This window comes from Microvirgula curvata (genome assembly GCF_054781615.1).
Genome location: NZ_BAAGUB010000012.1, coordinates 41445 through 61710, shown reverse-complemented (window position 1 = coordinate 61710; position 20266 = coordinate 41445). Strand labels below are relative to the sequence as shown.

At 64.4% G+C, this 20266-nt stretch carries 21 protein-coding genes; 8 read left to right on the top strand and 13 right to left on the bottom strand.

Annotation, left to right across the window (positions count from 1 at the left end):
• Window positions 1-151 precede the first annotated feature (151 nt).
• From ACYVG8_RS07055 to ACYVG8_RS07035, 5 genes are all read right to left on the bottom strand, one after another.
• Complete coding sequence (locus ACYVG8_RS07055; protein ID WP_028499695.1) at window positions 152-1528, bottom strand: phosphomannomutase/phosphoglucomutase; 1377 nt, start codon at window positions 1526-1528, stop codon at window positions 152-154.
• A 32-nt stretch (window positions 1529-1560) separates the two neighbouring features.
• On the bottom strand, window positions 1561-2589 hold the full coding sequence (gene trpD, locus ACYVG8_RS07050; protein WP_028499696.1) for an anthranilate phosphoribosyltransferase: 1029 nt from the start codon (window positions 2587-2589) through the stop codon (window positions 1561-1563).
• Between the two features lie 14 nt (window positions 2590-2603).
• Window positions 2604-3011 carry a hypothetical protein gene (locus ACYVG8_RS07045; protein ID WP_460745270.1) on the bottom strand — a complete coding sequence of 136 codons (408 nt, stop codon included), beginning with the start codon at window positions 3009-3011 and terminating at the stop codon, window positions 2604-2606.
• Window positions 3011-3580 (bottom strand): aminodeoxychorismate/anthranilate synthase component II, encoded by a 570-nt coding sequence (locus ACYVG8_RS07040; RefSeq protein WP_028499698.1) that lies wholly within the window; start codon window positions 3578-3580, stop codon window positions 3011-3013. The genes ACYVG8_RS07045 and ACYVG8_RS07040 overlap by 1 nt, the downstream gene beginning before the upstream one ends.
• Window positions 3581-4130: 550 nt before the next feature.
• Window positions 4131-4388, bottom strand: coding sequence for a hypothetical protein (locus tag ACYVG8_RS07035; protein ID WP_028499699.1), 258 nt, complete (start codon window positions 4386-4388; stop codon window positions 4131-4133).
• Window positions 4389-4668: 280 nt separating this feature from the next.
• On the opposite strand from ACYVG8_RS07035, the gene ACYVG8_RS07030 reads away from it, so the two are divergent.
• From ACYVG8_RS07030 to ACYVG8_RS07020, 3 genes are all read left to right on the top strand, one after another.
• On the top strand, window positions 4669-5646 hold the full coding sequence (locus ACYVG8_RS07030; RefSeq protein WP_460745269.1) for a cation diffusion facilitator family transporter: 978 nt from the start codon (window positions 4669-4671) through the stop codon (window positions 5644-5646).
• An 81-nt stretch (window positions 5647-5727) separates the two neighbouring features.
• Window positions 5728-5940, top strand: a complete 213-nt coding sequence (locus ACYVG8_RS07025; RefSeq protein ID WP_028499701.1) for a hypothetical protein — start codon at window positions 5728-5730, stop codon at window positions 5938-5940.
• Between the two features lie 151 nt (window positions 5941-6091).
• On the top strand, window positions 6092-6286 hold the full coding sequence (locus tag ACYVG8_RS07020) for an ECs_2282 family putative zinc-binding protein (protein WP_028499702.1): 195 nt from the start codon (window positions 6092-6094) through the stop codon (window positions 6284-6286).
• A 68-nt stretch (window positions 6287-6354) separates the two neighbouring features.
• Here ACYVG8_RS07020 and ACYVG8_RS07015 read toward each other — a convergent pair whose 3' ends face one another.
• Window positions 6355-7980, bottom strand: coding sequence for a methyl-accepting chemotaxis protein (locus tag ACYVG8_RS07015; RefSeq protein WP_331637901.1), 1626 nt, complete (start codon window positions 7978-7980; stop codon window positions 6355-6357).
• A gap of 514 nt (window positions 7981-8494) precedes the next feature.
• Here ACYVG8_RS07015 and ACYVG8_RS07010 point away from each other — a divergent pair.
• Both ACYVG8_RS07010 and ACYVG8_RS07005 read left to right on the top strand, forming a co-directional pair.
• Entirely contained in the window at window positions 8495-8719 is a 225-nt protein-coding gene (locus tag ACYVG8_RS07010; protein WP_107889917.1) for a hypothetical protein, read from the top strand.
• A gap of 12 nt (window positions 8720-8731) precedes the next feature.
• Complete coding sequence (locus ACYVG8_RS07005) at window positions 8732-8980, top strand: hypothetical protein (protein WP_199905483.1); 249 nt, start codon at window positions 8732-8734, stop codon at window positions 8978-8980.
• Between the two features lie 61 nt (window positions 8981-9041).
• On the opposite strand, the gene ACYVG8_RS07000 is transcribed toward ACYVG8_RS07005, so the two are convergent.
• Entirely contained in the window at window positions 9042-9230 is a 189-nt protein-coding gene (locus ACYVG8_RS07000; RefSeq protein ID WP_028499706.1) for a hypothetical protein, read from the bottom strand.
• Between the two features lie 106 nt (window positions 9231-9336).
• Window positions 9337-9522, bottom strand: a complete 186-nt coding sequence (locus tag ACYVG8_RS06995; RefSeq protein WP_028499707.1) for a hypothetical protein — start codon at window positions 9520-9522, stop codon at window positions 9337-9339.
• 153 nt (window positions 9523-9675) lie between these two features.
• Here ACYVG8_RS06995 and ACYVG8_RS06990 point away from each other — a divergent pair, with 153 nt between their 5' ends.
• The gene (locus ACYVG8_RS06990; RefSeq protein WP_107889916.1) at window positions 9676-10278 is read left to right on the top strand and encodes a hypothetical protein; all 603 of its coding nucleotides are present in this window, start codon (window positions 9676-9678) and stop codon (window positions 10276-10278) included.
• Here ACYVG8_RS06990 and ACYVG8_RS06985 read toward each other — a convergent pair.
• The 4 genes from ACYVG8_RS06985 to ACYVG8_RS06970 all read right to left on the bottom strand — a co-directional run bounded on the left by ACYVG8_RS06985 (window position 10256) and on the right by ACYVG8_RS06970 (window position 16162).
• Window positions 10256-12556 (bottom strand): EAL domain-containing protein, encoded by a 2301-nt coding sequence (locus ACYVG8_RS06985; protein WP_051528935.1) that lies wholly within the window; start codon window positions 12554-12556, stop codon window positions 10256-10258. The genes ACYVG8_RS06990 and ACYVG8_RS06985 overlap by 23 nt on opposite strands.
• A gap of 210 nt (window positions 12557-12766) precedes the next feature.
• A complete protein-coding gene (locus tag ACYVG8_RS06980) occupies window positions 12767-13513 on the bottom strand; it encodes a fumarate reductase iron-sulfur subunit (protein WP_028499709.1) in 747 nt (248 codons plus the stop codon).
• 1 nt (window position 13514) lies between these two features.
• Entirely contained in the window at window positions 13515-15446 is a 1932-nt protein-coding gene (locus tag ACYVG8_RS06975; RefSeq protein ID WP_028499710.1) for a fumarate reductase flavoprotein subunit, read from the bottom strand.
• Window positions 15443-16162, bottom strand: coding sequence for a fumarate reductase cytochrome b subunit (locus tag ACYVG8_RS06970; RefSeq protein WP_084300143.1), 720 nt, complete (start codon window positions 16160-16162; stop codon window positions 15443-15445). Before ACYVG8_RS06970 ends, ACYVG8_RS06975 begins: the two co-directional genes overlap by 4 nt.
• Window positions 16163-16685: 523 nt before the next feature.
• Here ACYVG8_RS06970 and ACYVG8_RS06965 point away from each other — a divergent pair.
• Window positions 16686-18419, top strand: a complete 1734-nt coding sequence (locus ACYVG8_RS06965; RefSeq protein WP_107889914.1) for an ABC transporter permease — start codon at window positions 16686-16688, stop codon at window positions 18417-18419.
• 9 nt (window positions 18420-18428) lie between these two features.
• Window positions 18429-19739 carry an ABC transporter ATP-binding protein gene (locus ACYVG8_RS06960; protein WP_036386278.1) on the top strand — a complete coding sequence of 437 codons (1311 nt, stop codon included), beginning with the start codon at window positions 18429-18431 and terminating at the stop codon, window positions 19737-19739.
• On the opposite strand, the gene ACYVG8_RS06955 is transcribed toward ACYVG8_RS06960, so the two are convergent.
• On the bottom strand, window positions 19736-20260 hold the full coding sequence (locus tag ACYVG8_RS06955) for an acetate and sugar kinases/Hsc70/actin family protein (RefSeq protein WP_107889913.1): 525 nt from the start codon (window positions 20258-20260) through the stop codon (window positions 19736-19738). The genes ACYVG8_RS06960 and ACYVG8_RS06955 overlap by 4 nt on opposite strands.
• Window positions 20261-20266: the final 6 nt, after the last annotated feature.

Below are 20266 nucleotides of genomic sequence, written 5' to 3'. Positions count from 1 at the left end.
AAAAGCGGAAAGAGGCAGGAAACGGAGAGGAAGCAGACAGCGTCATGGCAGCACCGGACGGAAGGAAGAAGTTATTCCGTCCAGCGTGTCATGACGCCATGGCGTCAGGAATCAGAGCTGTCCCAAATTGCGCCGCCAGTGCTGAGTCGGGTCAGAACGGCAGCTCGACGTCGGTGGCCTGGCTCAGCACGCGGCGGAAGTCCGCCTTGATGCGTTCCAGCCCTTCAACGGTGTCGGCCTCGAAGCGCAGCACGATCACCGGCGTGGTGTTCGAGGCGCGCGCCAGCCCGAAGCCGTCCGGGTATTCGACCCGCAGCCCGTCGATGGTGATGACCTCGTCGGCACCGGTAAAGGTTGCGGTTTTCTGCAGTTGCTCGATCAGCGCGTAGTGCTCGCCCTCGCGCATCTTCATGTTCAGTTCGGGCGTGCTGATGCTGTTCGGCAGGTTGTTCAGCACCGCGCTGGGATCGTCGACCTCGGACAGGATCTCCAGCAGCCGGGCGCCGGCATACAGGCCGTCGTCGAAGCCGTACCAGCGTTCCTTGAAGAACACGTGACCGCTCATCTCGCCGGCCAGCAGCGCGCCGGTTTCCTTCATCTTGCTCTTGATGAAGCTGTGGCCGGTGCGGCTCATCAGCGGCTTGCCGTGCATCTCGCGGATCCATGGCGCAAGCTTGCGGGTCGACTTGACGTCATAGATGACCTGGGCGCCGGGATTGCGCGACAGCACGTCGCCGGCGAACAGCATCAACTGGCGGTCCGGGTAAATGATGTTGCCGTCCTTGGTGACCACGCCCAGCCGGTCGCCGTCGCCGTCGAAGGCCAGGCCAAGTTCGGCATCGGTCGAGGCCAGGGCATGGATCACGTCCTGCAGGTTCTCGGGTTTGGCCGGGTCGGGATGGTGGTTCGGGAAGGTGCCGTCGACGTCGCAGAACAGTTCGCGAACGCGGCAGTCCAGGCGGCGATACAGCGTCGGCGCGAACGCGCCGGCGACACCATTGCCGCAGTCAACCACGATATTCATCGGCCGCGACAGCTTGATGTCGCCGGTAATGCGGTCGAGATAGGCCTCGACGATGTCGTGGGTGCGGTAGCTGCCTTCACCCGTTTCGACGTCGCCGCTCTCGATGCGCTTCAGCAGCTTCTGGATGTCATCGCCGGCCAGCGTGTCACCGGCCAGCATCATCTTGAAGCCATTGTATTCGGGGGGATTGTGGCTGCCGGTCACCATGACGCCGGACAGCGTGCCGAGCTCGTGCGCGGCAAAGTACAGCATCGGCGTGGCCACGCGGCCGACGTCGATGACGTCGACGCCCGCCGCACGCAGGCCGCGGGCCAGCGCATCGGACAGCTCGGGGCCGGACAGGCGACCATCGCGGCCGACACAGACGGCGGCGACATCACGGGCGCGAGCTTCCGAGCCAATTGCCTGCCCGATCTGTTCTGCCATTTCCACTGTCAGTGATTTGCCGACAATGCCGCGGATGTCGTAGGCCTTGAAGATTTCCTTGTGGATTTTACGAGGCATGGGAGTCCAGGAAGTGCGTTAACAGCCGCCCATTATGCCGCTAATTCATGGCTGCGCCGGACGAGTTGGTCAAGTTTTTCCCGGGCTGCGCCGCTGGCCAGTGCTTCGCGCGCCAGTTCGATGCCGGTATCGAACGAGTCGGCAACGCCGGCGGTGTAGATGGCCGCACCGGCATTCAGGCAGACAATATCGCGCGCCGGACCGGCTTCGTTGTCCAGGACGCGCAGCAGGATTTCCTTCGAGGCGGCGGCACTGTCGGCGCGCAGCGCTTCCGCTTCGCACAGCTGGAAACCGTGTTCACGCGGATCGAACACGTATTCGCGGATCCAGCCGTTTTTGAGCTCGGCGATCTGCGTCGGCGCCACCAGGCTGATCTCGTCCAGCCGGTCCTGGCCGTAGACCACCAGTGCATGCTCGGCGCCAAGCTGGGCCAGCACCCGGGCCTGGATACCGACCAGATCCGGGTGGAACACGCCCATCAGCTGGTTCTGTGCGCCGGCCGGGTTGGTCAGCGGGCCGAGGATGTTGAAAATGGTGCGAACACCGAGTTCGCGGCGGATCGGCGCGACATATTTCATCGCCGTGTGGTGGTTCGGCGCAAACATGAAACCGATGCCGATTTCGTCGATGCAGCGGCCGACCATTTCCGCCGGCAGCTGCAGGTTGACGCCAAGCGCCTCGATCACGTCGGCACTGCCGGAGCTGGACGACACCGAACGGCCACCATGCTTGGCCACGCGTGCACCGGCGGCGGCGGCGACGAAGGTCGAGGTGGTGGAGATATTGAACGTGTGGGCACCGTCGCCACCGGTACCGACAATGTCGATCAGGTGTTCGCGATCGGTGACCGGCACCTTGAGCGCGAATTCGCGCATGACCGTGGCCGCTGCGGCAATCTCGGACACGCTTTCGACCTTGACCCGCAGCCCGACCAGAATGGCGGCGATCTGCGGCGGCGTCAGTTCGCCACGCATGATCTGGCGGGTCAGGTCGACCATTTCATCAAAGAACAGTTCATTGCCGTCGATCAGACGGTTCAGCGCTTGCTGGTGGGTAATCATCGGGAATCCAGGGTTCAGTGACCGCACGCCAGCCGCAACGCATTGGCGTCGGGGCGGCCGCTGGCTTTTTCAAGGTCGTTCAGGCAGTTGGCAATGGCCGGGCGATTGTCATCACCGGGCGGGGCGCTGCGTATCAGCGGGCTGTAGCCCGGCTGGCCGGCGCAGGCAGCCCGGCCCTGCGGCGTATGCGGGTTGCAGTCGGCCGGTGCATCGGCGGCCGTGTGCGGGGCCGACAGCGCATCCAGGCTGCGGCTCAGTGGCGAGGCCGTGTCCGGCGCCGCCACGGCAGCGGGGGCAGGGTCCAGCTGCAGCCTGACGCAATGCCCGCTAACCGGGTCATGCAGCTCGCCGGACGGGCAGGCGGAGGCCAGGGCCGGTGGTGCGCCGAGTACCAGCACCAGGGCGGACAGGAGGGCGCGCATCAGCCGAAGGTCTCAAGGAAGTTGCGCAGCATCGCATGGCCGTGCTCGGTCAGGATCGATTCCGGATGGAACTGCACGCCTTCGATCGGCAGCGTCTTGTGCCGTACGCCCATGATTTCGCCGTCATCGGTCCAGGCCGTGATTTCGAGGCAGTCGGGCAGGGTGTCGCGTTCGATGACCAGGCTGTGGTAGCGGGTGCAGGTCACCGGATTCGGCAGGCCCCGGAACATGCCGACGTCGTGGTGATGCACCGGCGAGGTCTTGCCGTGCATCAGCGTCTGCGCGTGGACCACGCGACCGCCATACGCCTGGCCGATGCTCTGGTGACCGAGGCAGACGCCCATGATCGGGATCTCTCCGGCAAAGCGCTGGATTGCCGCCACGGAAATGCCGGCTTCGGACGGAGAGCAGGGACCTGGCGACACGACCAGGAACTGTGGTTTTTTCGCCGCGATCTCGTCCAGCGAGATCTCGTCGTTGCGATGCACCTCGACCTCTTGCCCCAGCTCGCCAAAGTACTGGACGAGGTTGAAGGTAAAGCTGTCGTAGTTGTCGATCATCAGAAGCATATGCAGTACCAAAGCCTTATTCTGTCTAGTGTTGCGCCGGCATGCCGCCCGTCCTGTGGGCTGCCCGTTCTGCCGCGAACCGGGCCGGATGCCGGTGGAAGATCACCGCCAGCATACCATTGCGTTATATGCCGATGCAGTCTCCACTATCCATTTGTCGACGGCCCCGTCAAGTCGGCGTGGCGGCTGACCGCTCCGCACCGGTCGGGCGTGCCCGGGCTGCGTCGGAGCGCAGCGGCTCGTCGACTTGCGTGCTCCCGTCGCTGTCGGCCCGCTCTGAGCCGCGGGGCATCGTCAGGCTGTTTGCCGACGGTTGTCGCGTCTTGCTGCGCGGGCCATCCGGGACCGGATAAAACCGGGCATCCATCCCGGAGAAAACATTCGCGCGACATTCTCCGGCAGCAGGGCTGACATTTCTTGAATCAGGCCGGAACCCTGCTATATTGGGAGTGCCCCCGCGTTGAAAACGCATCCGTGGGGACCGGGAAGGCCTCGACTGCGAGCTGTGCAGTTCGAGGCCTTCCCGTTTTGTTTGTGCACGGTCCGCCGCTTATTCATGCAGCCCCCTCAGCACCACGACACGGCGGCCGGCTTCATTGCTGTCCTGCCGCCACGGATTGCAGTCACTATCGTCTCTGGTCGGCACCCACTCCGGGCCGCTTGCGCTGCCGACATCGAGAATGACGGAGCCTTCCTGCCCGCCCGGGGGGCGGAACGTGGCTTTGTTGATGCATACCGGCCGCTGGCCGTGGCCCGCGGCGATCAGGTCTCCAAGTATCTGGTGAAGCCGGGCTACGGTCATCGGCATGCCAAACCGCCTTTCTGCATGATCTCGCCGTCAATATTGCGCTCCGGGTTCAGCATCGGGCAAACGGGAATCGCGGATCAAAGGTGAGAATGAGTGTGTTTATGGCCGTGAATGATTATCACCTGACGAATTTTCCATGACATAGCGCTGCAAATCGAATTTCATTATCAATTACCGTGAATGGATCGAATAAACCATTCATTCTGCTTTCAGTATTGGCTGGATAGACTTGGAAATGCCCCATGCCATTTTTAACTGAATATCAAACAGAATACAGACCATGCATTTTGAAAATATCCGCGATGACACCGAAGTTTCCCCCGGGCTGCTGATCGAACGGGCCCGCGTGGCATCCAGGAGCACCTGGGTCAGCGTCGTCGTCAATCTGTGCCTGACGCTCGCGCAAGTCGGCGTGGGCATCCTGGCCAGGTCGCAGGGGCTGATTGCCGACGGGATTCACTCGCTGTCGGACCTGGTTGCCGACTTCGTGGTGCTGTTTGCCAGTCACCACAGCAAGAAGGAGGCGGACGAAGGGCATCCCTATGGTCATCAGCGCTTCGAGACTGCGGCCTCCCTGGTCCTTGGCCTGCTGCTGCTGGCGGTGGGCGTGGGCATGCTGTGGTCGGCCGTGCGCAAGCTGGAGGCGCCGGAAACCGTGGCCCAGGTGCACATCATTGCACTGTATGCCGCCGGAGGGGCGTTGCTGGCGAAGGAGCTGCTGTTCCGCTACATGCTGGCGGCTGCGAGGAAAGTGAAGTCCAGCATGCTGGTGGCCAACGCCTGGCATGCCCGCTCCGATGCGGCGTCTTCACTGGTGGTTGGCATCGGCATTATCGGCAATCTGGCCGGTTACCCGATTCTGGACCCGATTGCCGCCCTGATCGTCGGGCTGATGGTCGCCAGGATGGGATGGACGTTCGGCTGGAGCGCGCTGCACGACCTCATGGACCATGCGGTGGACGAGCAGGAATTGCAGGCCATCCGGCAGACGCTGACCGGAACGCCCGGTGTGCACGATATCCATGATGTCCGTACCCGGAAGATGGGCGACATGATTGTCGTGGACGTCCACATCGAAGTCGATGCCGGCAAGAGCGTGGCCGAAGGGCACGACATTGCCGTGCTTGCCAGGCAGCGCGTGCTGCAACGCCATCCGGTATTGAACGTGATGACCCATGTGGACCCATGGCGGCCTGCCTCTCCGCCGGACGTGGAACGGACGCCAGGCCACCCCGATCCGGTCATGACAACGGAATAGAATATTGTACTGCTTATGTAAATTGACTATCAATTGTAAGTGCCATAGGGCTGTGTCATCAGCAAGGAATCAGGTGCGGGAATGAGGCGCTTCAGACAAGGTGAGCGGGTCGTGCATGTGGAGTCGGGTGCCGAACTGGTCTATCTGGAAAACGCCATCGCGATCGAAGGGTTTTCCTGCCCGGTTCTGTGCGCAGCGCAGGACAGCTATGGGGCCAGGGTTATCGTCGACGAATGCGACCTTGAGGCCCGCCCGGTTTCACTGCGGGAACGGCTGTTCAGAAGCACAAAATGAGGGGCCGGGCGCGTGTCGGGTCCGGCGCCGGCACCATTTCAGCATCGCCATGGAAAAACATTTCGCATTGCGGCAAAAAGCGGGAAAAAATTTTCATGGATGGCATAGACTGTAGATGACATACGACTATCCCTCTCTGAAAGGAATGTCCATGGCTACCCAGCCCAATACTCCCATCGACTGCCCGGTGTGCAAGGGCAGCACCTTCAAGCCTGCGGACAAGGCGGGCAGCTTTGTCTGCACCCACTGCGGACATCTGCTGAAAGCCGGAGCGATTCGCGAGATCACGCGCGTGCAGGCCGAGAACCTGTTCGCCGGTTTTCTGGGCGGGGCGGTTCGCCATTGATGACAGCGGCCCGGCCTCCCGCAAGGGAGACCGGGCCGTGACGGGCATGCCGGCCGGGATGGCGCTGGCTAGACCCTGAACTGGGCGATGGTGGTCAGCATCCGCTGTGCCTGTTCGTTCAGGTTGGCGGCGGTGGCCGAGTTGTTCTGCGAGCTGGAATGGCTTTCTTCGGCCATCTGCGCCACGCGCTCGATCTGCTGGGCGATATTGGTGCTGGCCATCGACTGTTCGCGCATCGAGTGCGAGATCTCGGCGATCTGACCGACCGTGCCGCCGGTGCGGTCGAGAATGCGCTGGATGGCTTCGGTCGCCTGGTTGGCGGCAGCCATGCCGGTTTCGACCTGGCTCACGACATTCTGCATCGAGGTCACGGTCTGATTCGCATCGCTCTGCATCGACGACACGGTGCCGGTGATTTCCTGGGTCGAGATCGCCGTGCGTTCGGCCAGCTTGCGCACCTCGTCGGCGACCACGGCGAAGCCACGGCCGGTTTCGCCGGCACGGGCGGCTTCGATGGCCGCATTCAGTGCCAGCAGGTTGGTCTGTTCGGCGATGTCCTTGATCACGCCGACCACGGTGCCGATCGACGTGGTCTTTTCCTTCAGCTGTTCGATCTGGGTGGCCGCGTGTTTGACGCTGTCCGAGGTGCTGCGGATCATGCCGATGGTGTCATTGATGACGGCAGCGCCGATGGCCGCCTCTTCGCCGGCTTCACGGGCGCTCTGGTCGGCCTGGGCCGAGCGGTCGGCCACATGGTTGACGCTGACCGTCATCTGTTCGACCGCGGCCGACATGCTGGAGGTCGATTCGCTGACCTGTTCGACCGCCTGTGACATCTGCACCGACGAACTGGCGACTTCCGAGGCATGCCCGCCGACACTCTGGCCGATCCGGGTCAGCTCGACGAAGCTGGTCTGCAGCATCTGCAGCAACTGGTTGAAGCGTGCGGCGATATGGGCAATCTCGTCCTTGCCGCTGTCGTCGACGCGCAGGGTCAGATTGCGTTCGCTGGTGATCTCGGCAATTTTCCGGTCGAGCTGGCTCAGGGTACGCTTGACGCTCAGCGCCACCCACAAGCTGGCACCGGTGATCAATGCCAGCAGCAGGACACCAAGCGCCATCAGCGCCTGCTTTGCGCTCTGGCCCGCGGCAATCGCATCGCTGCCTGCCTGCGTGCCCTGCTGCTTGTTGAATTCCACCATCTTGTCGATGGCGGCGTAGGCCTCGGTGGCGACCGGGGAAACGGTCGACTTGCTGAATTCGAGAGCGGCCGCGCTGCCTTCGGCCGTGCCCTTGTCGGACAGGGCGAGGAAGGTGTCCATCAGCTGCTGCCACTTTTTCACGGCGGCGATGGTGGCATCGGTATTGGCACGGTCTTCGTCATTGGTGGCCAGCGTGGCCTTGTAGCTGTCCAGTTCCTTCAGCAGCTGGTCGACGTTTTTCTGGATCTCGGCTTTGGCTTCCTGCTTGCTCGCGGCATCCTGGGCGGCGGTATGCAGGGCCCCCTGGCGGCGCGCCTCAAGGTAGCGCGTCTTGACTTCTTCCGCCGCGATAATGGATGGCATGGCGTTTTGCGTCGCATCCACAACGTGTCCTTCCAGCTCGCGCATCTGCACATACAGCGTCCCCAGCATGGTCGTCAGGCCGATCAGGCTGATCAGGGTCATTCCGTACAGTTTGGTCGAGATTTTCATTCAGTCACCTTGCAAGTCTATGCGTATCAGGATTGCGAGTGCGGGAGTGGGCCCCCGTCCTCCATGTCACCCGGCGAATGGCGGTTTTCTTGTCACCGGTCTCCGTCGGCCGGTACGGCCCGGTTCCGATTCGCCGTCTGCTCACTGGTTTATCGGCCTGAACGCGGCAGACAAAACCCTACGTTGAATATTTTTTTTCATCGAAATGCTTTTGGAATGGCGAAATAAACCTGAATGCCTCAAATCATTGATTTTAAATTGCAAAATTTATGACATTGGCGTGAAAATCTGCGGAGAGATGGACAGGAATGCCTTCCTGTTCAGCACCATTCGCACCGGACATCCGATCCGGGCTGATGGAAAGAGAATAATTTTTCATCCGACATCACGTGCGGCGGGCTGAATCACCCCTCTGGCCCTGGGCCGGCGTGCCGGTTACCCTTGCATCCGGGCGTTGGTGGCAGCGGTCCGCGCGTGAAACGCGCTGTCCGGATGGAGGCGGGAGGCGGTGGTGATGAGTGGCAAGGAGCGGGTGGTGTCGAAAAGGATGGTGCTGGAAGTCAGCATCGTCATTGCATGCTATCGGCTGGCCCAGTGGCTGCCGCCCGGCAGCATGCGGGAGATGTGGGTGTTGTTGCTGCGTGGCGTCATCAACGTTGGCACTATCTATTATGTGCTGCTGAACGTTTGCCAGTTCCTGCTGTGGCTCTATGTGCAGGCAACCCGGGATGAACCGTGAATGGAGGGTGTCATGAACGATTGGCGCAAATGGCCGCTGCTGCTGTCCGTGCTGCTGGGCGGGTGTGTGGGGATGGCCGCCGAGCAGCAGAAGCCGATGCCGGGCTCGGATCGGGATTCACATGGCTGTATCGGCTCGGCCGGTTATGCGTGGTGCGCGCGGACAGATCGTTGCGAGCGTCCGTGGGAGCTGGCGCGGAAGCAGGGGCTGGGCGCCGATGCCGCCGCTTTCGACCGCTTCTGCGAGGCGCCACTCGAATAGCTGCCGTCCATGCGGCGGGGGCATGGACAGCCTGATGGCCGCCAGTGACTGGCGGCCATTGTCATTGCTTTTTCGCCATTTCCGCACGCAGCTGTTCGGCAACCACACGGGTCAGCTCGGTGATGGCATCACTGAAGCTTTCCTGCAGCGCCAGTACGTCATGCTGCCTGGTCAGGACCTCCGTGGCACAGGTCTGCCTGAAGGCACTTTCGGCGCGTTTGAATTCGTTCAGGGCTCTTTCCAGTGGCATGCGTCCTCCTCTCGACCGTTCATGCGGTGCCAGACCAGAGTAGACGCCTGATAATTTATTATCAATATTCAGCCCACTGAAAAAACGGGAAAAAATCGACCGTCCGTCAGGTGTCGCAACCCGGCTTGCGGATCGGTACGTATTCGGCCTGGGCCATGCCGTACAGCAAGCGCTCCGGGACCTGGATATCGAGAATGAACCAGTCCTTGTCCGGTGCGGTGCGAACCCAGTGCGGACCGGGGCGCACCTGGCTGGCCGGAATGCTGTGCGGGCTGTTCGCTTGGTTCATCATGGGCCTTTCCTGCTGGTGGATGACGGTGGCTGTCCCGCCAGCATGAGGGACAAATATTGCAGCAAGCGCTGCGGCATCACGTGCCCGCGGATGAAAAATCCATATGGGATATAATGAATCCATTGACTGGATCAAAGTGAATGAGGCATCCGCATGACATGGCTCCCGATTTCCGCTGCCGCCCTGGCCGCCTCACTGTGTGCCACCGGTCTGCTGGCGCTGTCCGCGATGGCACGGGCAGATACGTCCCCCGTGCCGGATGCTGCTGCCAGCGCCCGAATCCGGCTGTTCGGGCAGAATGGCATCAGCGTGAAGTTCTACCGCAACAGCGCCTGCTACAAGAGCGGCCTGTTTGGCTCCGGCGGTGCGGAAGTGGTGTCCGGCGGAGCGGGGGATGCCTTCCTGTCATTGCTGGGGGCGAGTTCGAACACCCGCATCGGCATGCCGGACAGCCCTGCGACCCGCAACCTGTCCGCCCGGAGCGGCGTGCTGTCCAAGGCCTATTTCAAGGAATACAGCGTGGCGGCAGGGGAGCCGCTGACGGTACTGACCTCGTTCCGTGATGTCAGCGGTTATTACTGCAAGAACATTGCACGCAGTTTCGTGCCGGAAGCGGGCGCCGACTACGAAGCGTCCATGGATCTGTCCTTTGCCCACGGCACCTGTGAACTGTCCGTCAGGCGCATCCAGACCGAGGGTGAGCAGGTGGTACTGCTGCCGCTGGACAACGCGGTCAGCGCCGACGAATGCCGCTAGCGGCAGCGTGTCTCTCGTTCCGGGGCAGGGTGGTGGCAAGGGTGGTCAGGGCTTCCGCCGGCATCGGCTGGGCGAACAGATAACCCTGGAAGTACCGGCAGCCATTGCTGGCCAGCAATGTGTGCTGGGCGTCCGTCTCCACGCCTTCGGCAATCACGTCGAAGCCGAACGATTCCGCCAGCGCCGTGATGGCGCGGATGATGACCAGGCTGCCGGTATCGGCAGGCAGGCTGCGGACGAAGGACTGGTCGATTTTCAGCTCGTCCAGCGGCAGTTGCTGCAGATAGGACAGCGATGAATAGCCGGTGCCGAAATCATCGAGCGCAAAGCGCACGCCGTGGACCCTGAGGGCCTCCATGTGGGCGATGGCCAGCGCCATGTCGCGCACCAGTACCGATTCGGTCAGTTCCAGCATCAGCAGGTTCGCCGGCGCGCCGGTCTCGGCCAGTACGCCCATGACCTGGGTGGAAAAATCGCCCTGGTGCAGCTGGACGGCGCTGATGTTGACCGACACCGGCACACTGCCCATGACCGGATGACCACTCCAGGCTGCCAGTTGATGGCAGGCCTCGACCAGGACCCAGTGGTCCAGTTGCTGCAGCAGCCCGGCCTGCTCGGCTGCCCCGATAAAGTGACCCGGAATCATCAGCCCGTGCTCGGGATGCTGCCAGCGTACCAGCGCTTCGGCCCCGGCGAGGTGGCCCCGTTCGTCGAACTGCGGCTGGTAATGAACGTGGAATTCGCCGCGCAGCAGGCCCTGGCGGATTTCCTCTTCCAGCCGCAGGCGGGAATTGACGGCCTCCTGGAAGGCCGGCACGAAGAAATACCAGGTGTTCTTGCCGGCATCCTTGGCCGCATACATGGCCAGATCGGCCTGCTGCAGCAGCTCATTGGCCGAAAAGGTTTCATTGAACAGCACGATACCGATGCTGCCGCTGCTGAACTGCACATTCGGGCCCAGCTGGTACGGTGCGCGCAGGGCTTCCAGCAACTGGCCGGCCACCAGGCTGGCGGCGCTGTGGGCCTGCTCGCGCACGGTCGACAGCCCGCTGAGCAGGACCGCAAACTTGTCCCCGCCCATGCGTGCCACGCTATGGGTCTCGCGGGTGAAGCTCTCCAGCCGGCACGCGACCTGCTGCAGCATCTGGTCGCCGGCGGCGCTGCCGCGCAGGTCATTGATTTTCTTGAAGTCGTCGAGGTCGATGCACAGCAGGGCGGAGAAGGTCCCGTCCTGGGCACTGCGAGCCTGCATCTGGGTCAGCCGGTCGATCAGCCGGCGGCGGTTCGGCAGGCCGGTCAGCGGGTCGAAAAAGGCCAGTTGCATGATCTCGGCCTCGGCCGCCTTGTGCGCGGTAATGTCGCGCGCCACCATCACCACGGCCTTGCGGCCGTCCAGATTGATGTCCAGTGCCTGGGCGCGGCCTTCGAAGGTGCGATGGGTCGCACCGATGTCCAGCGTGTATTCGATGGCTTCCGGCGTTCTGCTGAGCAGTGACTGGCGGACAAAGGCGAGCAGGCGGTCGGCCTTGGCCGTGGGCAGCACGTCGTGCATGCGCCGTCCCTGCAGCCTTGCCGCATCGTCATACAGCAGGTGCCGGTGCTGGACCGGTGACACGATATCCAGATAGCGGCCATCCTCGTCCAGCACCAGCAGCAGGTCGGGAATCGCATGGGTGATGGCCCGCATGCGGGCCTCGCTTTCCTCCAGCGCGGAGCTGGCCTGACTGCGCTGCTGCAGGTCCTGCAGCAGCAGGGCCAGCATCAGGGTGACGACCGGCAGCGTCAGGGTCATGCTGAGGATCAGCACGCTGACCGGGGCCAGGCCGGACAGGACGAGCAGCAGGAACAGCGCCAGCAGGTGGATCAGGAAGCCGAAACCCAGCATCTGCGGAGCACCGCCCCGCACCCAGCGCCGGGACAGCGCATGGCGGTAGGCAAAGCCGAGCAGGGCGGTGATCAGCATGCCTGCCGCGCCGGGAACGGCGCCGGCGCCGCCCAGCTCCAGCCGGTAGGCGACCGCCATGGAGACGGCAAGGCAACCGGCCAGCGGGCCGCCGAATACGCAGGCCATGCCCAGTACCGCCAGCCGCGCATCGATAAAGACTCCCGGTGCCAGCCAGATCGGGTCGAGCATGTTGACGATGGCGGTCGCGCCGAACAGCAGTCCGGACGTGACCTGGGCGGGAACGGAACGGCCGCGCCAGAAGCGCGTGTTGACCGATTGCAGCCAGCACAGCGCCAGGATGAGCGTGATGCTCTGGAAGAAGTGTAGAACCATGGCGAGGTACGCTCATTTCCCGGTGCAAGAAGTCGCTTCGCAATCGCTGGGCTTTATGCAGAAAGAATAGCAGCTGACCTGTCACGGGGCTAACCCGGTATTGGCACGCGGGAGACGGACTCCGGCGCTGTCCGCCGGGCGTGGACCGGCGACGCAGGACCGCCGGTCATCCATGGTCTGACGCCGGCCGGAAGCCGGCCGGTTGCGCTGTCAGGCCGGAAACAATCGCCACACCTTGCGGCTGAACGCCAGCTTGCGGCGCAGATAGGCAATCTGGCCGGCATGGTCGATGCCTTTCGGGCAGTTGTCCTGACAACCGAGCAGCGACATGCAGCCGAACACGCCATCCTCGCTGCCGATCACATGGTAGAAATCATCCAGCGAGCGGCTGTCGCGACTGTCGAGGGCGAAGCGGGCGACCTTGTTGAAGCCGACCGCTCCGACAAAGCTGTCGCGCATCTGCGCCGTGGCACAGCCGGCAATACAGCAACCGCACTCGACACAGCGTTCCGCCTCGTACAGCCGGTCGGCCAGGTCCGGGTCCATGCTGGCCTCGACCGCATGCAGGTCGACTGCACCGTCCTGCGGGTGCAGCCAGGCGGCCAGCCGCTCGGACAGTGCGCGCATGAATTTGCCGGTATTGACCGACAGGTCACCGATCAGCTCGAAGCCCGGCAGGGGCAGCAGAGTGATGTGCGGCGGGTCGAAGCGGGCAGTCAGCGTGCGACAGGCCAGGGTCGGCTTGCCGTTGATCACCATCGCACAGCTGCCGCAGATGCCGGCGCGGCAAACGAAATCGAACTGCAGCGACGGGTCCTGTTCCTCGCGCAGGCGGTTCAGCGCGATAAACACGGTCATGCCCGGTGTTTCTTCCAGCTGGTAGTCCTGCATGACGGGCTGGCCGCCGCCTTGCGGGTCGTGGCGGAAAATGGAAAAAGTCAGGGTTCTGGCAGCCATGTCACTGGGCTCCTGGCCGGCGCTGGTTGGCCGGGCGGTATTTGGCGGGCAAGGCGTCGGGCAGTGGCTGGTCGACCGGCTGGTCGGCCAGTGCCTGCTGTCGGCGCCGGGTGTCGGGGTGGGCAATGGCATTGTCGGGACCGTAGCCGCGATAGCCGGGCGGGAGTTCCATCGCCATCACGTCGAGGGCTTCGTACTGCAGTTCCGGCCGGGTGGCGTCGGCAGATGGCCAGCGTGCCAGCGTGCGCGACAGCCAGTCACGGTCATTGCGCTGCGGGAAGTCCTCGCGGGCATGGGCGCCACGGCTTTCGGTACGGGCACGGGCGCCGGCGGCAACGCACAGCGCCACCTTCAGCATGCGCGGCAGGCGCAGTGCGGCGACCAGTTCCGGATTGGCATGGCGGCGCTTGTCGCGCACGCACAGCCGCCGGCTGCGTTCGAGCAGCGCTTCGAGGGCGGCGACCGCCTCGCCAAGCGTGGCGTCGTGGCGGAAGATGCCGACCTTGTCCATCATGATCTGCTCCATTTCGTGGCGCAGGGCGAACACGTTTTCACCATCCTCACGCGCCAGCAGGGCGTCGATCGCGGCGGCCTCCCGCTCGACGAAGGTCCGGGCCAGCTGCGCATCCGGGCCGGGGGCGGCCAGGCTGGCGTCGGCGACATGCTCGCCCACCACCATGCCGGCGACGACGGTCTCGGCCAGGGAGTTGCCGCCAAGGCGGTTGAAGCCGTGCAGGTCCCAGCAGGCGGCTTCGCCGACCGAGAACAGGCCCTTGAGGGTCGGGCTTTCGCCACGCACATCGGTACGGATTCCGCCCATCGAGTAATGCTGGGTCGGCCGGACCGGAATCCAGTCGACTGCCGGGTCGATGCCGAGGAAGTGCTGGCAGATTTCCTGCACTTCACGCAGGTTCTTCTCGATATGCGCGCGGCCGAGCTGGGTGATGTCCAGCCACAGGTGCGGACCGTAGGGGCTGGGTACGCCCTTGCCGCTGCGGATATGCTCGGTCATGCGCCGCGACACCACATCGCGCGATGCCAGTTCCTTCTTCTCCGGCTCGTAGTCCGGCATGAAGCGCAGGCCATCGACATCACGCAGCACGCCGCCGTCACCCCGGCAGCCTTCGGTAGTCAGGATGCCGGCCGGCACGATGGCGGTCGGGTGGAACTGCACCGCCTCCGGATTGCCGAGCACGGCCAGCCCGGTTTCCAGCGCGATGCCCTGGCCGGTGCCTTCGCAGATGATGGCATTGGTCGATACCGCCCACAGCCGGCCATAGCCGCCGGTGGCCACCGTGGTGGTCCGGGCGATGCACGCGTACAGCTCGCCGGTGATCAGGTCGCGCACCACGGCGCCGTGGCAGCGTTCGCCGTCATGGATCAGCGCCAGCGCTTCCTGCCGTTCGTGAACCGGAATGCCGAGGCCGATGGCCTGGTTGTCCATGGTGTACAGCATGGCGTGACCGGTACCGTCGGCGGTGTAGCAGGTCCGCCACTTGCGCGTGCCGCCGAAATCGCGGGCATTGATCAGCCCGTGCGCGCCGGCCGGTTCTTCCAGCTCTTCCTGGCGGGCATTGATGATGACCTTGCGCTTGCCGGCGCGAATGCGCGTCCATGGCACGCCCCAGGCAGCCGCTTCGCGCACCGCTTTCGGGGCGACGTGGGTGAACAGCCGTGCCACCTGCTGGTCACAGCCCCAGTCCGAGCCGCGCACGGTATCGAGAAAGTGGATGTCCTCGCTGTCGCCTTCGCCCTTGCGGGCATTGGCGAGGCTGGCCTGCATGCCGCCCTGGGCCGCGGCCGAGTGCGAGCGTTTGGCCGGTACCAGCGACAGCACCAGGGTATCGAGGCCACGCTGGCGACAGGCGATGGCGACCCGCAGGCCGGCCAGTCCGCCGCCAATGACCAGGGCGTCGGTGTAAACGGTTTTCATCGTGGGCGCTCCATCGTGGACTGGGTCAGGTAGAGGATCGAGCCGTCCGGCGGCGCCACGCGCCACAGCGCGAGCAGCGACAGGGCGCCAAGTCCGATGAAGGCAAGGCTGAAACCGGTTTTCAGCCGGCGCAGCAGGGTGCGCCGGGCCGGCTGCGGGCCGAACCACTTCAGCGCCAGCCGGTACAGGCCGATCATCGCGTGCAGGTCGGCGACCAGCAGCAGCGGCGCATAGACCCAGATCATGCCGAGATCGCGCACGCGTTCGCCGGAGCGCCACGGGTCGATGGCCTCGGGCTGCAGGATCATGGTCCACAGGTGGACCGGCAGCAGCAGGAACAGGGCAAAGCCGGTCGCCACCTGCCATACCCACAGCCGGGTGTCGCCGTGCGCCTGGGTATCGAGCTGGTGACCGAGCCGGCGCCACTGGCGCCCGTTCTGCGGAAACTTGCGCAGGGCGATGAAGGCATGCAGTGCGATCAGCGCGCCGACGCCAAGCCCGATCAGGCTGACGACCCACGGATAACCGTGCAGCCCGTCGGCGGACAGAAAGCCGAGTTCCATGGCCTTGACCACGTGATACATCGTCTGCTCGCCAAGCAGGATCGAGGCGACCAGAAACAGGTGTATGCACAAAAACAGCGCCAGCACGGCGCCACTGGCGCTTTGCAGCACATCGAGCCGCGCGTCGCGGCGCGCCCGGTTACAGGTGTCCATCCGGCTATCTCCCAGGGGATTCATGATCAGCATATTGCAACACAACGGAATGCTTATTTTCGGCGGATCATGCCCAAGCCCATCACCGCTGGCAATCGCTGTCAGCCGGTTTGCTGCAGCGCACAGCAATTAGCATTGCGGCATGCAAATTCCGTATGTACAGGCGGTAATTAAGTAGGGGTTTTCCCGCAGAAAAGGCGCGGGCTGTTGCGGCGGCGCAACCTGGCCGGGGTGCCGGTGAAACCGGCGGGCCGGCGCTTCCCGCGGGGGGCCGGTCCGTTGTTGACGTTCCCGATGGCAGGGAGCCGGGTCTGCCGGCCGCATTCGCGGAAAGGATCAATGCCATCCCGGATGGCGACATGCACCAGGCTCGCTATGTTTTCGCAAAGTCTGCTGTGGTATCAAGGCGTCGGCCCGGACCGGGCCTGCACCGCTTGCGCTGTCACCGGGGCGACATCCATCCCGTATAGACTGCGCAACGGTCGTTCCGACATCCATCACAAGAACAACAAGAGGCCTGATCATGTTGCCGCTGTTCGATCAACGCCGCGCCTATCGCGCCTGGCCCGGTGCGGCGCCCAATCGCTGGGACTGGGTGCTGCTGCCGCTGGTGCTGGCCTTGCTGGTCGTTGCCGCCTATGGCGCCATGCAGATGAGCCGGCCGTTCGTGGTCGGCGAGGCACTGCCGGTTTCGCTCGATCCGGTCTACCTGCCGTACTACCTGCTGCGCACCATGCTGCGCATGTTCACCGCGCTGGCCTTCTCGCTGCTGTTCAGCTTCATGTTCGCCGCGATCGCAGCCAAATACCGCAAGGCCGAGAAGGCAATGATCCCGATGCTGGACATCCTGCAATCGGTTCCGATTCTCGGTTTTCAGGCCATCGCCATCGCGCCGTTCATTGCCCTGTTCCCCGGCAACCTGCTCGGGGTCGAGTGCGCGGCGATCTTTGCCATTTTCACGTCGCAGGCGTGGAATATGGCATTCAGCCTGTATCAGTCGATCCGCACCGTGCCGCCGGAACTGAACGAGGCGGCCCGGGTGTTCCGCCTGTCCGGCTGGCAGCGCTTCTGGCGGCTGGAGCTGCCGTTCGCCATGCCGGGCCTGCTGTGGAACATGATGATGTCGATGTCCGGCGGCTGGTTCTTCCTGGTGGCGGCGGAGGCGATCTCGGTGGCCGGCCAGGACATCAAGCTGCCCGGCATCGGTTCGTATATCGCGGTGGCGATCGAGGCGCGCGATCTCGGCGCCATCGCCTGGGCGATCGGGGCGATGCTGACCGGCATCCTGCTCTACGACCAGCTGTTCTTCCGTCCGCTGCTGGCCTGGGCCGACAAATTCCGTTTCGAGGAGTCGCAGGGCGATACCGCGCAACGCTCGTGGCTGCTGGACTGGGGCCGTCGCAGCCGCTGGCTCCATGCACTGACCGACCGCTTCTGGGCCCTGATGCGGCGTGCACTCGGCTGGTTCCCGGCCCGCCATGACGGCCTGTCGCCGCAGTCGTCACCCCGGTCCGCCAGCCCGCTGTGGTCGCGTGCCTGGGACCTGCTGCTGGTGCTGGCCGGCGTCGGCGCGGTCGCCCAGCTGGTGCTGTTCGTGCACAGCGATGTTGGCTGGCGCGAAGCGCTGCACGTGGTCGGGCTGGGCATGGTCACGCTGGCGCGGGTCATGCTGCTGATCGGGATGGCGTCGCTGGTCTGGGTGCCGGTTGCGGTCTGGATCGGTCTGCGTCCGCGCCTGTCGCAGCGGGTGCAGGCGGTGGCGCAGTTCCTGGCCGCCTTCCCGGTCAACCTGATGTTCCCGCTGGTGGTGTTCCTGCTGGTGGCGTGGCGCCTGAATCCCAATATCTGGCTGAGCCCGCTGATGGTGTTCGGCACCCAGTGGTACATCCTGTTCAATGTGGTCGCCGGTGCATCGGCGATCCCGAACGAGCTGCGGCTGGCAGCGGACAACCTGGGACTGAAAGGCTGGCTGAAATGGAAGCGTGTCTATCTGCCGGCGGTATTCCCCAGCTATGTGACCGGCGCGATCACTGCCAGCGGCGGTTCGTGGAACGCCAGCATCGTTGCCGAGTACGTGACCTGGGGCAAGACCACGCTGGTGGCCGACGGGCTCGGGAGCTACATCAAGCAGATGACCGACGCCGGCGACTTCCACCGCATTGCGCTCGGCATCGGCGTGATGTGCCTGTTCGTGATGCTGTTGAACCGTTTCTTCTGGCGCAAGCTGTACCTGCTGGCCGAAGACCGCAGCCGTTGAGAGATCGTGATGAACCAGAATGTATTGATTGAACTGGGCAAGGTAGCCAAATCCTTCCTGTCGTCCGACGGCAAGCCGCGCAGTGTGCTGGAAAACGTCGATTTCACGCTGCGGGAAGGCGAGATCATCGCGCTGCTCGGCAAGTCGGGGTCCGGCAAGTCGACGCTGCTGCGCATCATGGCCGGGCTGGTGCCGGCCGACCAGGGGCGGGTCGAATATCGCGGCCAGCCGGTCTACGGGCCGGCGGCCGGCATCGCCATGGTGTTCCAGTCGTTCGCGCTGTTCCCGTGGCTGACCGTGCAGCAGAACGTCGAGCTCGGGCTGGAGGCGCAGGGCGTGCCGCCGGCCGAACGCGAGCAGCGCGCCGACGCGGTGCTGGAACTGATCGGACTGTCCGGCTTCGGCGGTGCCCTGCCGCGCGAACTGTCCGGCGGCATGCGGCAGCGGGTCGGCATTGCCCGCGCGCTGGTCACCAACCCCGACATCCTGCTGATGGATGAAGCGTTTTCGGCACTCGACGTGCTGACCGGCGAGACGCTGCGCGACGATATGCTCGAACTGTGGGACGAGAGCCGCATTCCGACCAAGGGCATCCTGATCGTGTCGCACAATATCGAGGAGGCGGTGATGATGGCCGACCGCATCCTGATCCTGTCCAGCGATCCGGGACGGGTGCGCAGCGAGATTCACGTCGACCTGCCACGCCCGCGCAATGCCGACTCGCAGGAAGTCCGGGCGCTGATCGACGAAGTCTATGCGCTGATGACCATGCGCCCGGCCCAGGGGCCGGCCGTGGGGGCGTCGCCGACGCTGCATCTGGGCTACCGGCTGCCGGAAACCGATATCGGCCGCATCGAAAGCGTGCTGGAACTGGTGGCCGGCGCACCATTCAATGGCCGTGCCGACCTGCCGCAACTGGCCGAGGAGGCCGAACTGCCGGACGAGGCGCTGTTCCCGGCCTGCGAGGCACTGGGCCTGCTGGGCTTTGCCCAGGTCGAGCGCGGCGACATCACGCTGACCGCGCTGGGCCGGCGCTATGCCGCCGTGGCCCAGGTGCAGAAGCAGGAAATTTTCGGCCAGCAACTGCTGACCCATGTGCCGCTGGCGGCGCATATCCGTCGCAGCCTGGAAGCGGAACCGTCAGGCGCGCTGCCGGAAAAGCCGTTCCTGGAGCGGCTGGAAGAGTTCCTGAAGGAGGACGAGGCCGAACGCGTGCTGAAGGTCGCCATCGAATGGGGGCGCTACGGCGAAACCTACGAGTACGACTTCCACACCGGCATGCTGAACCTGCCGGAAACGGAACCGGCGCCGCGCGCCTAGATCCTCACGGCGGCAAAGTCCATGTGGTGGCTGAACTCGCGCAGGATCAGCAGCGTGGTGGCCAGATCGTTGCGCGCCGGCAGCCCTTCCAGCGCGGCAGGCCGTCCGAGCGCCACCCGACCCAGCCGGTCGAACAGGCGCTCGATCGCCTCGCGGGACAGGGACACCGCCGGCCGGTCGGGCAGGCCGGCCAGTTGTGCCAGCTCGCGCACCATCGCATCGCTGCAGAACAGTGCGGAACCGGCCACGATCCGCGCACGTGCCGGTGCCAGCGCATCCTCCACCGTCATGATGGCGTTTTCCAGCTCGTCTGCCGTCGGCGGCTCATGGCGGAAGTGCGCGGCGGCGGTGCGCCGCGTACCGATATCCAGCGCCAGCACCGCGTCCGGCACCGGCCCGTGGCCGCTGGCGATCCGCGTCTGTTCCGCGCCGATCTGCAGCACGGTGACCGGTGCGCCGGTTTCGGCCTGTCGCGTCGCGTAGTCGCGGCGCAGGCGTTCGTCGTCCAGTGAAACAGGCACGCGTCC